At 56.8% G+C, this 14,541-nt stretch carries 8 protein-coding genes; 4 read left to right on the top strand and 4 right to left on the bottom strand.

Features of this window, described 5'->3' with window-relative positions:
- Positions 1 to 42: 42 nt before the first annotated feature.
- Together MTX78_RS23725 and MTX78_RS23730 are read right to left on the bottom strand one after the other, a co-directional pair.
- Positions 43 to 1,566, bottom strand: coding sequence for a RagB/SusD family nutrient uptake outer membrane protein (locus MTX78_RS23725; RefSeq protein WP_243803248.1), 1,524 nt, complete (start codon positions 1,564 to 1,566; stop codon positions 43 to 45).
- Positions 1,567 to 1,579: 13 nt separating this feature from the next.
- Positions 1,580 to 4,921 (bottom strand): SusC/RagA family TonB-linked outer membrane protein, encoded by a 3,342-nt coding sequence (locus MTX78_RS23730; protein WP_243803250.1) that lies wholly within the window; start codon positions 4,919 to 4,921, stop codon positions 1,580 to 1,582.
- A 169-nt stretch (positions 4,922 to 5,090) separates the two neighbouring features.
- Between MTX78_RS23730 and MTX78_RS23735 the strand changes: the two genes are divergently transcribed.
- From MTX78_RS23735 to MTX78_RS23745, 3 genes are all read left to right on the top strand, one after another.
- Positions 5,091 to 5,795, top strand: coding sequence for a FadR/GntR family transcriptional regulator (locus MTX78_RS23735; RefSeq protein WP_243803252.1), 705 nt, complete (start codon positions 5,091 to 5,093; stop codon positions 5,793 to 5,795).
- A gap of 11 nt (positions 5,796 to 5,806) precedes the next feature.
- A complete protein-coding gene (locus MTX78_RS23740; RefSeq protein WP_243803254.1) occupies positions 5,807 to 7,027 on the top strand; it encodes a sialidase family protein in 1,221 nt (406 codons plus the stop codon).
- 113 nt (positions 7,028 to 7,140) lie between these two features.
- Entirely contained in the window at positions 7,141 to 8,331 is a 1,191-nt protein-coding gene (locus tag MTX78_RS23745) for an AGE family epimerase/isomerase (protein ID WP_243803256.1), read from the top strand.
- Positions 8,332 to 8,474: 143 nt separating this feature from the next.
- On the opposite strand, the gene MTX78_RS23750 is transcribed toward MTX78_RS23745, so the two are convergent.
- Together MTX78_RS23750 and MTX78_RS23755 are read right to left on the bottom strand one after the other, a co-directional pair.
- Positions 8,475 to 9,596, bottom strand: a complete 1,122-nt coding sequence (locus MTX78_RS23750; RefSeq protein WP_243803258.1) for a formylglycine-generating enzyme family protein — start codon at positions 9,594 to 9,596, stop codon at positions 8,475 to 8,477.
- A 247-nt stretch (positions 9,597 to 9,843) separates the two neighbouring features.
- Positions 9,844 to 11,937, bottom strand: a complete 2,094-nt coding sequence (locus MTX78_RS23755) for a sulfatase-like hydrolase/transferase (RefSeq protein WP_243803260.1) — start codon at positions 11,935 to 11,937, stop codon at positions 9,844 to 9,846.
- Positions 11,938 to 12,883: 946 nt separating this feature from the next.
- Between MTX78_RS23755 and MTX78_RS23760 the strand changes: the two genes are divergently transcribed.
- Complete coding sequence (locus tag MTX78_RS23760; RefSeq protein WP_243803261.1) at positions 12,884 to 14,089, top strand: ROK family protein; 1,206 nt, start codon at positions 12,884 to 12,886, stop codon at positions 14,087 to 14,089.
- Positions 14,090 to 14,541 lie beyond the last annotated feature (452 nt).

A 14,541-nucleotide genomic window follows, 5' to 3' on the forward strand; every position in this document is an offset into this window, starting at 1 on the left:
GGGTGGCCGTAGCTGCACGACTTGCTTGAGTTAGCTGCTTGCTTAGTAACCGGGCGTCTGTGTCAGTTGCGGGTCGTTGTTAAGCAGTGACACCGATATTGGCAGCAGCAACCGGAAGGATTGACCGGCGGAAAGATAGCGCGGGTCAACGGCGGCGAAAACGTAGGCATCGCCGGCCCGGCGCAAAGCCCACCACCGCTTGCCTTCCCCAATGAATTCGCGCAGATATTCTTCCAAAATGGCGTTGAGGTTGGCCTCTCGGTTGCCATTAACGTAGCGCGGGAAGGAAGGACCATACGCTCGCTGGCGGACAGCATTAATATCAACTGACGGGTCGAGGCCCAGCTTGGTGTTCACTTCGGCCAGCAGCAGCAGCACATCGGCGTAGCGATACACCGGGAAGTCGTTGTCGTAGAGTTGAATTCCCGCATCAACGCGGCCGATAAACTTGGTGAGCAGCGTCCCGGCCGCGGGGAAGCCCGGCGTGTTGCGGTACATCACCCGGAACGAGGTTCTGCTGCGCGTATCGGGCGGGCCACTGGTCAGTTGCCGGATTATTCTTTCCGACAAACCCGTCCGGCTAGCCCCGGCAACCAGCGGATAAACGGAATTGACGGTCGCGGCTGGTCCCGGCACGGGGTCCAGTACTAGGGTGCCAGCCTGGGTGGTATTGACCAGGAAGTTGGTGTAGGCGGTTTGCGTTGCTTCGTTTCGCTCGTAGCTAAGCGCGAAAATGATTTCGCGGTTGCCTGCTTCCTTGAGGGGGTCGAAAACGTCGGCGTAGACGGGTTGCAAACCCAGCGTAGGAGTAGCTTTTACTTCTTCCAATGCAACTTTGGCCGCCGTAAAATCGCCGCTCCCGCCCCCCATATGGGTGCCCGACCAGATATACACGTCTCCCTTGAGGGTGAGCGTGGCCGCCCGGTTCCAGTACACCCGCTTGGCCGTGAAGGCGTTGCTGCTCCCGAATAGCGTTAATGACTGCTCAATATCAGCTTTGATGAGTTGCATTACCTCCTCGGGCGTGGCGCGGGGAGCGTACAAATCGGCCAGGTTACCGATGGTTGTCAGGGGCTCGGTACGCAGCGGTACCCCGCCCCAGGTGCGGAGCATGGTATAGTAGATGTACGCCCGCAACCCATGCATTTCGGCCAGGGCACTCTGGCGCCGAGCAATGTCCAGGGGGGCATTCGGAAACAGCTGGATAACCGTGTTGACGCGGTATAGCAGACTGTAAAAATCACTCCAGTTATTGGCGGGTACGTTGGTGGCACTGATGTTATGCGACCAGTACTGTTTGGCTGCGCCGTCCTCTGATTCGGTGAACAGCCCATCGGCCCACAAGTCCGAGCGCATCTCGCCTAGGTTGACCAGGGAGCTTTGGTAGGTGCGCAGCGAGGAATACACCCCGGTGTAGAGCGTGAGGGCCGCGTTGGCATCAGTCAAAACCACCCGCTGGTTGAGCGAAATTTGCGGGACCACTTCGCCGAGCTTGTCTTGGCACGAAATCAGGCTGGAAAGGAAAAGCAGCCCCCCCACCAAAGGCATCGATTTAATGAAATTCATAGGGTTGTCGCGGTTATAAGCTGATGGTAGCGCCGAGCGTAACGGTACGGGGGAGCGGGAAACGCCCCACATCGTTGCCTCCGATTTCCGGGAAGCTGCCGTTGTAGTCCGTGAAGTAGAGTAGGTTCGAGCCGGCGAGGTACACCCGCAACCCGCGGACGTAATTGCCCGGCAGGCGAGCAAGCAGCTGACTTGGTGCCTCGTAGCTGAGCGTCAGCTCCCGCAGAGCCACGTAATCCCCCTTTTGCCAGAAATTAGCCGCCGCAGTGGCGGCTCCCCCCGCATCAGTGAAATAGTTGCGGCCGTAGTTACCCCAGTAGTAGCGGGGCAGCGTCGCGGTTGGATTGTCGGGAGTCCAGGTTTGGGTGACGTCCGTGGGCCCGTTCTGGGAGCCCTGCACCTGCGCTAGGCCCCGCAGATACTGCTGGTTGGCAATAACGAACCCTAGCGAATAATCGAACTGCGCAAACAAGGACAACCCTTTCCAGCCCAGCGTGGTTGAAACGCCGCCGTATACGGTGGGCGTCGTGCGGCCAACGTACACGAAGTCCCGGTAGTCGAGGGTATCGTTGCGGTCCACGTCGCGCCAGCGGGCATCACCGAGCAGCTTGATGCGCTTGTTGGTGTAGGGCAGGTAGGAGTTGTAGAAAGTGGCCCGCTCATCAAGCTCCGCTTGGTTGGTATACAAACCGTCATAAATAGGCGCGTACACTTCATCCAGCCCCACCCGGTTGCCTTCCTGCAGGCCCCCTACGTACACGAGTTGGTTTTGGGAGGGGTCGAAAATCTGGATGGCTCCTTGCCGGTTCTGGGCCAGCCCGTTGGGGGGTAGCTTCACGGCGAAGTTTTTTACGTGGGATATGTTGGTATTCACCGACCAGGAAAAGCCCCCCGCAGTGGCGGGCCGGATGATGTCGGCCCGCAATTCCAACTCCATGCCTCGGTTCCGTAATTGCCCGGTGTTCGTTATGTAGGAAGTGAAGCCCGTGGAAACCGGAACCGTGAGCGAGCCAAGTTTATCGTACACATTCTTGATGTAGTAATCCGCGATCAGGACGATCCGGTTTTTAAACAGGCCCATGTCCAGGCCGAAGTTGGTGGTGCTGGAGCGCTCCCACCGCAGATCGGTGTTGGTGATGCCGTTGGCCGCGAAGCCCGGCTGCCCGTTGTAAGTGCCCACGCTGCTATACTGCGGAATGGTGGCATAGTCACCGATGAGGGGTTGACCCGCAGTGTTCAGCGGGTTGATGCTCCCGACTTGGCCGTAACTGACGCGGGGCTTGAGCGTCGACACAAACCGGGTTACCGACGATTTAGCGAAGAAATCAGCATAGTGTACGTTCCAGCCCGCCGACACCCCGGGGAAGAATCCGTACCGCTTGTCGGTCAGCTTCGAGGTACCGTCGTAGCGCAGATTTAAGGTCAGCAGGTATTGATTGTCGTAGTTGTAGTCCACCCGCCCAATACCCGAGGCTAGGCGCTGCCAACTTGAAAAAGAAGAGGTGGGTACTCCCACGGCTGCCGTGGAGGCGGACAGGTACGGAATGAAGTCGGTGGCCGCTAAGTTGGCCGTGGCTCCGTAGTCGTAGACGCGGTTTTCATTTAGCTCCCCGCCCGCCAGAATGGTGAGCGAATGTTTGCCCAGGGTCTTGTCGTACTGCAGGAACCCATTATAGAGGTAGTTGCTGATTTGCTGATTGGCAAACGAAGCGTTGCGGGTGGCAACCAGGGCCCCGCCCGTACCATTGAGGTAGGCTTTGTTGAAGGTTTCCCTCGTGGCGTAGCTATAAAAGCCGGTGGCCTGTCCAAGAGCCTTTAAGCCGGGCGCAATGAGGTAGCTCAAATTCAGCGCGCCCGAATACCGCTGCTCGCTACGCTGATTGGAGAATTTATCGCGCAGGTAATTGGGATTACCCAAGTTATTGCCGTCCACGCCCGGCAACTGGGCGCCGGTGTTGTCGTCGGTAAACCGAACGGTGGGCGCCAGGCCCGTGAAGCGCTGCACGATGCCACCGGTTAAGCTCCCCTCGGCATCGGCCGATAGATAGGGCTGTTTTGTTTGGGCATTATAGCCAGCTAGGTTAAGTCCAATAACCAATTTCTTGCCTACGTTCAGCCCGCCGTTGAAATTCAGGTTGTAGCGCTTCAGCGACGCCCCAATCAGGATGCCTTGGTCTCGGACGTAACCCAGGCCGAGCGCGAAGTTGCCCTGCTCGTTGCCGCCGGAGAAATTCGCGTAATGTTCGTTGAGCGCCCCGCGCTGCAAAATCAAATCTTCTAGTTCGCGCTGCGAAACGGAGCGATACAGGATGCTGTCGTTCTGGCCGGGATTGATGGGGTTGGGGTCAACCAGCAAACTGAACCTGGAGTCCTGTAGTAATTGCCGATTGGCATTGGAAATCAACTGCGTGGAATACTTGCCATCGGGGGCGGTCCAACCCGAGTTCACCCCCCAGCCCCAAGCGCCCGTAAGTTGGTTGCGGGCGCTGGCCACCTCGGCCGCATTGTTGTCGGCCTGGGCCGCCGCGTAACGGCTAGCCAAGCCTTGGCGGTTCCAGCGAATGTAGTCGGCCGCGCTCATGTAAGGCAGCGGATTGCGGCGCACATAGTTGTAAGCCGTTTTGTAGCTGTAGGTAACGGAGGTTTGACCGGCTTTGCCTTTCTTGGTGGTTACCAGCACCACGCCGTTGGCAGCCCGGGCCCCGTAGATAGCGGCCGACGCGGCATCTTTCAGCACGTCGATTTTCTCGACGTCTTCCGTATTAATGCCAAACAGGGAAGGCACCACCACCCCGTCCACCACGTACAGCGGCGCGCCGGTGCCATTGAAGTCGGTGCCGCCGCGCAGCACGATGCTGGGGCTGGAACCAGGCTGCCCCGTGGTTTGCTGCACCCGCAAGCCCGGCGATGTGCCTTGGAGCGCGGTACCCACATTGGTACGGGGCACGGATTTCAACACGGTGTTGTCGACGCTGGTAACGGAGCCCGTCAGCGAGCTCCGACTTTGCTGGCCGTAGCCGACCACCACTACCTCCCCCAGCTTCTGCTGGCTGTCAGCTAGCTGGATTGCCAAGGTAGTTTGATTGGTTATGGTGATTTCCTGCTTGGTCATCCCAAGAAACGATACCTCCAGTACTTCACCCGGACTCACGGCCAGCTTGAACTCGCCTTGCGGGCCCGTAACAGTTCCGCGCGTGGTTCCCCGAACCACAACGCTCACCCCCGGCAGCGCTTCATTGGTGCGGGCGTCGCGCACAGTGCCGGTTAAGGCACTTTGTGCCCAACTACTACTAACTGTCAGCCAGTAGATAATAAGTATGACATATAAACGAGCTTCTCGTGTACAAGTAGGCATAAGTTTGGTGGGTTTGGGGGAGGCATAGGGGTATTTTCTTGAGCTAAAGCTATCGGGTTTATCTTAACAGTCAAATAAATATCACTTAAAGATTTTTTTTGCTGTTGTTTGTATCGATTATTGTCAGACTTAATAAGTAAGAAGGCCCCTCATCTATTCAACTTATTGTATGGACTACGCCGGAATTCAGAACGATCAGAACCTGAACGAGCAGTTGACCCTGGTTGATAAAGTGGAAAATGACTTGCTCCATTTCTTCCATAGCCAGCAGTACAAAGCCGGCGATGTTATTCTGACGGAGGTGGAGCTAGCTACTCAATTGAGCGTGAGCCGGACTGTTATCCGCGAAGCCATGCTGCGGTTGCGCATGCGCGGGCTGATTGAATCGCGCAAAAAGCGGGGTACCGTCATCACCAATCCGGACCTGCTCTCGATCCTCGAAAAGACGATGCATCCCGGGATTTTAGACAACGAAACGTTGCGCGATATTTTCGAGCTGCGGCTGGTGCTGGAAATCGGTATGGCCGATCTGCTGTTTGAGCGCGTTACCCCGGCCGACGTTGAGGAACTGTACGCCATTGTGGCCGATGAGCCGCTCAACACCGAAAACATGTTTTTCGACGCCGAGCGCGAGGTGCGTTTTCACGGCAAGCTCTATGACATTGCCGGCAACCAGACCCTGCGCCGGTTTCAGCGGATGCTGCTGCCCTCCTTCGACTTTGTGCACAAGAGCGGCCTTTTAAAGAAGCCCGTGCAGCACAAAAAATTCGTGTCGCATCGCGGCCTGATCGATGTCATTCAGTTTGGAACTCCCGAAACGTTCCGCAGCGCCATGCGCAACCATTTCGAACCCCATTTTCAACGGCTTTTCTAGCTGGTCGACCCATGACCTTTTACGCTTTCCGTTCACTTTACCCTTTTCTGCTTGGGGCTGGGCTGCTGGCTTGCCGCACGACGGTACCCAGGGCCACGCAGCCCGTTACGACCAGTCCGGCACCGCCAGCCGCTCCCGAGGAAACCGTGGTTTTTCAGAATGGGGAAGGTGGCTACCTCTGCTACCGCATTCCCGCCATCGTGAAAGCCCCCACTGGCGAGTTGCTGGCGTTTGCTGAAGGCCGGGTAACGGACTGCGGGGATTTTGGTGATGTAGACCTTGTGCTGCGCGCCAGTTCCGATAATGGCAAAACGTGGGGACCTGTGCGCCGGGCCGCCGATTACAACGCGGCGCAGGTAGGTAACCCCGCGCCCGTTTATGACCTGACCGACCCGCGTTTTCCCAATGGCCGGTTGTTTTTGCTGTACAACACGGGTACCGTTTCCGAAGGGGAGGTACGGGCCGGTAAAGCTATTCGGGAGGTGTGGTACATCACCAGCACCGACCATGGCAACACCTGGTCGGCGCCGGTCAATATCACAACTCAAGTGAATCGGCCCAACAAGCCTGCTGTCAATCCGCAGTACGGTTTTGCAGAAGACTGGCGGTCATATGCCAACACGCCGGGCCACGCGCTGCAGCTATCCCTAGGGGCACACAAGGGCCGGCTTTTCGTGGCCGCCAATCACTCGGCCGGGCCACCCCAGCCGCAGGCTCGTGATTATCGGGCGCACGGCTTCTATTCTGATGACCACGGCCGCACCTGGCACCTCTCGCCCACCATTCCGTACCCGGGCGGCAACGAAAGCACCGCGGCCGAAACCAGCAGCGGCGGCGTTTTAATGAACATCCGCAACCAGTCGGGCGACGCGAAAAATCGCTTGCTGACGTCCTCGCCCGACGTGGCGCAGTTCTGGGAGCCGGTGCGGGTAGCGCAGGACTTGCCCGACCCTGTTTGCCAGGGGAGCATGGTCAACTACCAGGCCGCTACCGGGCAGCGCTACCTATTGTTCAGCAACGCTAACAGCCAGGCGAAGCGCGAAAAGCTGACCGTCCGGGTTAGCCAAGACGATGGCCAAAGCTGGCCGATCAGCAAGGAAATCTACGCGGGCTCGGCGGCTTACTCCGACTTGGTGATTCAACAAAACCAGCAGATTGGGGTGCTCTACGAAAAAGACAACTACAACAAGATTGTGTACACCCAATTCAGTTACAACTGGCTGGCCCATTAGAACGGCAGGGCTGCTGAAGCGAGGTTATCGGCCTTTACCCGTAGCGGCGCAACCGCTCGCCTGCGATGCCACCACTCATCCAGTGAACGTGCGGCCGCCAAAAAATGCATGAAATGAACATCAGCCTACAAGCCTACTACCAGCAGTACCGCGACAATCTGCTACTGGATGTCCTACCCTTCTGGCAACGCCATTCGCTGGATCAACAACAGGGTGGTTTCTTCACTTGCCTCGACCAAACCGGGCGGGTATACGATACCGATAAATTCGTTTGGCTGCAGGCCCGGCAAGTCTGGACCTTCTCGATGCTGTACAACCGCCTCGAAGCCCGGCCCGACTGGCTGGCCACGGCGCAACACGGCGCGGATTTTCTGCTCCAGCACGGCCGGTCCCCTGATAAGAGCTGGTATTTCTCGCTCACGCGCGTGGGTCGGCCGCTGGTAAAGCCGTACAATATCTTCTCGGATTGCTTTGCCACCATGGCCTTCGGGCAATTGTCGGTGGCAACGGGCCGCGACGACTACGCCCAGGTAGCTAAAGGCACTTTCGAGCAGATCCTGGCCCGGCGCGACAACCCTAAGGGTCACTGGAATAAGGCCGTAGCTGAAACCCGGCCGCTGAAAAACTTTGCTTTACCGATGATCCTGTGCAATCTGGCGCTGGAAATCGAGCACCTGCTCGACCGCGACGTGGTAGAGCAAACCATTGAAGCGGGCATCCACGAAGTGATGGACGTTTTTTTTGATCCTGATCTAGGGCTGATTCGGGAAAACGTAACTCCCGACGGGCAGTTTTCCGATAGCTTCGAAGGACGACTGCTCAACCCCGGGCACGCCATTGAGGCCATGTGGTTTATCATGGACCTGGCCACGCGGCGCAACGACCCCGTCCTGCTGGAGAAAGCGGTGCAGTTGACGCTCAACACTCTGGAATATGCCTGGGACAGCGAGTACGGAGGTATTTTCTATTTCCTGGACGCCAACGGCCACCCCCCCCAACAGTTGGAGTGGGACCAAAAACTGTGGTGGGTGCACATCGAAACGCTTATCAGCTTGCTGAAAGGCTTCCAGCACACGGGCAACCCAGCGTGCTGGATGTGGTTTGAGCGGCTGCACGCCTATACGTGGCAGCATTTCCCGGACCCGGCTAATGGTGAGTGGTACGGCTATCTCAACCGCTATGGCCAGGTACTGCTGCCCCTTAAAGGAGGTAAATGGAAAGGCTGCTTTCACGTGCCGCGCGGCTTGTATCAGTGCCAGCAGATATTGCAAGACCTGCTCGGCAAAGAAATGGAAGTGGGGTAGGGGCCAGCTCCTCCCTTGTTGTGCCCCACGCACCCTTACTTTGTTTGGTAGGTAAGGGTGCTTTTTCGGGTTCATTGCCAAGTGACGTATATGGGCTTCGCTGTAAGCGCAGCCAGCCCAGTGCCGTTCCCGTTGCCGACTGATTACCGCGACGACACGCACCGGAAGCCGGTGTTTTCCAGACCGGTATCGGGCGAAGACTTCATTTTAGCGGATGCGCGGTAGCCTTTGCAGTAGGAAGCGTTACACATGAATGAGCCGCCGCGGGTAATCTTTTTGGGTACGGTCGGTTCTTGCGGATCGTAGCTTTCCGTTGGCCCCCCCGGGTTTTCCGCTACCGTGCCTGCCAGGGTTTGGTGATAGGTTGGGGTATACCAGTCGTTTACCCACTCCCACACGTTGCCGGCCATGTCGTAGAGGCCGTAGGCGTTCGGCTGGAAGGAGCGCACGGGGGCTAGGCCAGCAAAACCGTCCTGTTGTAGGTCGTGATCAGGAAAACTGCCCTGCCAGGTGTTGGCTTTGGGCTTGCCGGTTTCCACATCCTCATCGCCCCAGCTGTACTTTTTGCCGGCCAGGCCGCCCCGGGCTGCGTACTCCCACTCTGCCTCCGTGGGTAACCGTTTGCTAGCCCAGCGGGCGTAGGCTACGGCATCTTCCCAGGCCACCTGCGTGACGGGGTACCCTTCTTTGCCTTCAATAGTGCTCTGGGGACCCTGCGGGTGACGCCAGTTGGCGCCGGGGGTCCAGCGCCACCACTGCGAGGCGTCGTTCAACGGGATGGGCTGGCTAGGCTGGCTGAAGGTAAGCGAGGCGGCCACCAGGAGCTCGTCAGCCGGTTTGGGAGTGCCGGTCGGTAGTTGCTTTTTCAGTTCTTCCCAGTTGGGCTTACGCTCGGCTACTGTTTGATAGCCGGTTGCCTGCACAAAGGCCGCAAACTGGGCGTTGGTTACCTCGGTTGCATCGATCCAGAAGCCCGCTAGTTGCACCGAATGAGCTGGGTACTCATCGGGCCGCCCTTCTCTATCAGTGGCACCCATCTGAAAGCGGCCACCTTTCACCCACACCATCCCCTGGTGGGAAGGGGCCTGAACCGCAATGTACGGACTGTCGACCGGGGTACTGGCCACCGGGGCAAAGCGTTGCGGCAGGTTGCTGTGGCAGGAGGTTTGCAATTCAATAGCCGGCCCGGTGGCCGTTGAGGGCTCTTGGTGGCGGCAGGCGGCAAACGGCAACAGGAAAAGCAAGTAGGGAGGCTTTGAGATCATGGCAGCGTGAGCTGATTCAGTGACTAGTTGTACTCGTATGTAGGAACTAAGCAGGCAAATCCGGCGAACGAGTGTTGGTAGTTGTTTTGCGCCAAGCAGCTCGTTGAATGGCCAGGGTACACCACTTGAAATCTGGAACGCTAGCTCCGATTATGGCTGCAACCTGCCTGTGCTGGATTTGCCCTGCTCCATTGTCCGCCGACAGCAGGTAATTACCCCTGCCGGGGAAGAAAAAAGCTTGGAGGCTTCACGGTTGGCCAGTTGTCATTACAGGTGCCAGCGGGCGCCAGATAGATTCACCGGCTTTTCTCCATTGCAGCGTCAAATAAGACGCCCTTTTTTTGCTGCCGAGGTAGGCAATGCGAAGGGGGTGCAGACCCGCTTGCAGGGGTGCCCGTTGCGTTAGCTGGGTGCCGGCAACATAGCTGAAGTCCGCGTCCAGCAAGGCGGCTTCGTGCAGCCGCACAAAGGCGTTGCCCGTCGTCGTCAAGGAAAACTCGTACACCCCGTCGGCGGGTACGGGCAGGTAGCCGGTGTAATAGACCATGCCCTGCTTGTGGCGCAACTCTTTGCCGCCCACCACTTTGGTGGTGCCGTAGGCGCTAGCCGGTTGCTGGCTTTCTGCTGCAACCCACGGAAAATCACCTTGCACGTATTTCCAGGAAAATCCTGGGGAAGCTGTGGCTGGTGCGGGCACGGCCGAAATCAGCGCGTCGTCGTAGGGGCGCTTGGCCGTGGGGTTGGCGTGGCGTACCTGCAGTGCTTTAACTTTGAATTGCTGCTGCAGGTGCTCGTATCCGGGTTGCCGGGCCAGGTTGATGCGTTGCGCTGGATCTTTGACCACATCATATAGTTCGAAGTCATCACTGGCCGCAGCTACCTGGTAGCGTACCCCTACCAAGTCACCAAGGCGGAGTAGCTGCATCTGCTCACGCTTGCGCCCGCGCCGGTTCAACTCCACTTTTTGGTAGTCCGGGGTCTTGCCTTCCTCGAAATACTCCACGTACACCAAGCTGGCCGGCTGCTGGCCCTGACCGGTGAGCGAGGGCAGCAGGGACACCCCGTCGGTGCGCGCGGGAGCGGGCACCCGCGCAACATCAGCCAGCGTAGGTAGCCAGTCGGAAAAGATGCTGGGGGTTGTCACCACCCGCCCCGTAGGGATGCGGCTGGGCCAGCTAACCAGCGTCGGCATCCGCAGGCCGCCCTCCCAGCAGTCGCGCTTGATGCCATCAAATGGCCCGAAGCTATCGAAGAAGGTGGGCATATTAGGCACGTACTGGGCCGGCAGGTAGGATTCCAGGGACGGGCCGTTGTCGGAAGTGAACACCACCAGCGTGTTCTCGTCTAGCTGCAGGTCTTTCAGCAGTTGGAGCAAGTCACCGACCCCGTCGTCGATGCGCCGTACGGCGGTGGCGTAGCGCTTGTAGGTAGCGGGCCAGGCAGTTTCGGTGGTAGCGGGATTACGGTCATCGTCGTAGGTGGCATTGCGGTAGTCGGGGTGTACGTAGGAGTCCACCTGGCCGGAAGCGGTGGTAATCAGGTGGCCCGGCGTCCCTACCCATTGCAAGCCCCCACGCAGGCCCTGGCCTTTGGGGTACTCTTGGGTCGGCAGTTCCAGCACCGCGTGGGGGGCATCGTAAGCCAGATACATAAAGAAAGGCTTGGCTGCATCGGCTCCCTGCACGTGGTTGGTGATATACTTTTTAGCCTTGGCGGTCCACAGGTCGGTGGTGTAGCACTTGCTTAGGGTGGCAGCTACATTTTCGTAGCCGTCCCACACCTGCTTCGGCCCACCATACACCCCTTCCACTGGGTAATGTTCGTGGCCGTCCCGGTGGCGCATGTAGCCGAAAAAGGCATCGAAACCGCGCTTAAGGGGGTGCGCTGGCCAGTGGGGTCCAACCTCATCCACGCCCTGCAGCCCCCACTTGCCAATCGCGACCGTGGAGTAGCCAGCAGCCTGCAGCACCGTACCCAGGGTATGGTTGTTTTCCAAGGCCTTATCAAACTGATTGTTGCGCACGTGGGCATTGCCTTGGTGCGTACCCGTCAACAGTGAAGCTCGGGAAGGGGCGCACACGGGTGCGTTGGCATACTGTTGCGTTAATTGTGCCCCGCTGGCGGCCATCCGGTCGAGGTGGGGCGTGTAGTGCCAGGGCTCCCTACGGTCGGCAAGTTGTTGCCGCTGGTTCTGAAAAAACACGCCTAAGTCGCCGTAGCCCAAATCGTCCGTTAGAATAAAGATAATGTTAGGCTGCTGAAGTTGGGAAGCCCGGGTCTGCGAGAGGGCTGGCAACGCGGAAAAGAGCAGTAGCGTCAGAAAAGAGAAGAAGCGTTTCATGCTGTTCAGATAACGGATAGTGACAAGGCGAACCCTTGTTTCACAACCGTTGGAAAGTGGCCGTGGTAAAGAATTCTGTGGGGGAAAAGTCGCGAAGCAGCCTTGGGTGCCTAGTACGCGGCCGTGCATTCGTGATGCAGCCCGTAGGCAATGAGAAGAGAGGGGAGCAAGAACCTTGTCGGCACGCTGTATGTACAGCGGCACTCTTACGCCGTTGTATATTTTCTCTTGAAGCTACTGTTGCGCAGTACCCAGGTGGGCAGCGAAGTGAAGTCTAATCCTCTATTGGTCCGGGGCCGGCGGTGTTACTGCTTGGTCCGGGGCACTACTACGACTAGGCCCTATTATGTCCGCGAACGGCCAGCAAACTAGGTGGGCAGAAAAAGTACCCTTACGCGTCCCGTGCTGGAATTCAGCTGTTGTACCAGCTAGTTTGCGGCAGCAAGTATACTAAAACGTGCTGTACCTTCTTGCGTGTCCGGCCAACAAATAAAGTGAATAGTGAAAGCTACCTATGCGCTTGATGTGGCAGGCATGCAGAAGAACTGAGTTAACGAAGCGGATTAGGCTTACAGCCCTGCGTTAAAGAAATAAAATAGTGAGAATTGCTCAACGCTCCCTGTTTGCCGTATTTCTATTGGGATCATAACGCGGGATGAACACTGTTCTGCTTAGTTGTGGAAGCAAGCAAGATGCTGGAACATAGAAAGCACAGAACACTCAGCCAGAGAATAATCGAAAAGATGACATTGAAAAAGTTATAGTTTGTAGGGCATTCAAATATAATTATTCGTTATTAAGCGGCATTTAATGATATTTCAACAAGAAAAATCACTACGCGGCGCCTTTTTCTTTTGTAAAAAATTTAAAAAGTCTCGCGTTTATTTTAAAAACTATACTAATATTGAATCACCAAATGGGAGCAACAGCTTAAAAGCATCACTCGATGGATGTGCTTATCAAACAGGGTTTTTACAAGAGAAGTGTTATAAAGCACCTGTACTTTGCTGGTGAGCTCTCCTGCGCGGAATTAAGTACTAGTCTGGGCAAAAGTCTGCCGATCATCAACCGCCTCATAACCGAGCTGATCAGTGAGGGAACCGTAATCGAACACGGGTATGCTCTTTCCACTGGCGGGAGAAGGCCGCTGATGTATTCGCTGAAACCTGACCTGCAGTATATCGTTGCGGTGGGCATGGACCAGCTCATCACGCGGATCGTGCTGTTGGACATGCGAAACAACCCCGTGGGGGAAATCGAACGTCTGGAGCTACGGTTGGCCTACAATGCTGATGCGCTTCAGCAGCTGACTTCTCATCTAGCCGCCTTTATAACTAAATCGGGCATCCCGAAAGAGAAGATTGTTGGTATCGGGGTAGGGATGCCGGGCTTTGTGGACGTAACGAAAGGAGTTAATCACTCTTACTTGAAAACTGACAATAGCATTGTGAGTTACATCGAGGAAGAGCTAGGCATACCGGTTCTGATCGACAACGACTCGAGTTTGGTAGCCCTGGCCGAGTTAAAGATGGGCGCCGCTCGCGACAAACAGAACGTGATGGTTCTAAACATCAGCTGGGGCACTGGCTTGGGCATGATCATGAATGGCGAGCTGTTCAGAGGCCACAATGGCTTTGCCGGGGAGTTCAGTCACATACCGTTGTTTGTGAACAACAAATTGTGCTACTGCGGCAAAACTGGCTGCTTGGAGACCGAAGCGTCCTTGTTGATTATTGCCGAGAAGGCTATAAAAGCGCTGAAGCAAGGAAAAAACTCGGCTTTACAAGGTTTGGACTTAAGCCATGTCGATCAGGTTGCCAATATCATTATGACAGCTGCTCAAAAGGGAGACAATTTTGCCATCGAATTGATTGCGGAATCGGCTTACAACATAGGCCGGGGAGTGTCCATCCTGATTCACCTTTTCAACCCGGAGCTGATTGTGCTGAGCGGCCGAGGTGCTGCCGTTGGTAAGCTGTGGTTAGCCCCTATTCAACAGGCTATCAATACGCACTGTATCCCGAAAATTGCCGAGAACACCGAGATTTCCATATCTACTTTAGGCTACGAGGCCGAAATACTGGGGGCTGCTGCCCTGGTAATGGAGCATTACGAAACCTTGCTGCCCGCATCCCAAAAAGTGCTGGCTTGAGTGGTTGTCGCGTAGCCTTGCTACATAATATACGTTGACCTGAGTACCACCACAATTCCCACTTCTTTCATTTACTATGAGCAACCTAGTTACCAGCGGGGGCCTGACGAGTACGCGGCTGCGTATTTCGTAAGTACCGCCTTTGCCCTTAGTGGCCTCCTATTTTTCCGGTAAGGCAACAGACGGGAGTGGCGCTCCGCCTGCCTTTTTATTCGTTCAGGTGAACGTAGTCCCAGCGGCAGGATAACTGCCGGCGAAGGCGTGCGTTCAGCGTAAGCCTGCAAAACAACGAAACGGTACTGGTTTTCCGCTTTACCAATTGGAAAACCGCAGAAGTGAACTCGGCGAAAGCAGTACGAGCAGCGAGGGGGCAGGGCAGCAGCGCCGGTTCTCTCGCTCCAGTGCCGCTACCCCACTTGTAACTTAGGTTGGGCTCCCCGCCAAATCCTGTA

Source organism: Hymenobacter tibetensis (assembly GCF_022827545.1).
Lineage (GTDB): Bacteria > Bacteroidota > Bacteroidia > Cytophagales > Hymenobacteraceae > Hymenobacter > Hymenobacter tibetensis.

Excerpts from the sequence above, each read along its gene's own strand:
- MTX78_RS23725 (WP_243803248.1), bottom strand. The coding sequence starts at position 1,566 with ATGAATTTCATTAAATCGATGCCTTTGGTGGGGGGGCTGCTTTTCCTT.
- MTX78_RS23730 (WP_243803250.1), bottom strand. The coding sequence starts at position 4,921 with ATGCCTACTTGTACACGAGAAGCTCGTTTATATGTCATACTTATTATC.
- MTX78_RS23735 (WP_243803252.1), top strand. The coding sequence starts at position 5,091 with ATGGACTACGCCGGAATTCAGAACGATCAGAACCTGAACGAGCAGTTG.
- MTX78_RS23740 (WP_243803254.1), top strand. The coding sequence starts at position 5,807 with ATGACCTTTTACGCTTTCCGTTCACTTTACCCTTTTCTGCTTGGGGCT.
- MTX78_RS23745 (WP_243803256.1), top strand. The coding sequence starts at position 7,141 with ATGAACATCAGCCTACAAGCCTACTACCAGCAGTACCGCGACAATCTG.
- MTX78_RS23750 (WP_243803258.1), bottom strand. The coding sequence starts at position 9,596 with ATGATCTCAAAGCCTCCCTACTTGCTTTTCCTGTTGCCGTTTGCCGCC.
- MTX78_RS23755 (WP_243803260.1), bottom strand. The coding sequence starts at position 11,937 with ATGAAACGCTTCTTCTCTTTTCTGACGCTACTGCTCTTTTCCGCGTTG.
- MTX78_RS23760 (WP_243803261.1), top strand. The coding sequence starts at position 12,884 with ATGGATGTGCTTATCAAACAGGGTTTTTACAAGAGAAGTGTTATAAAG.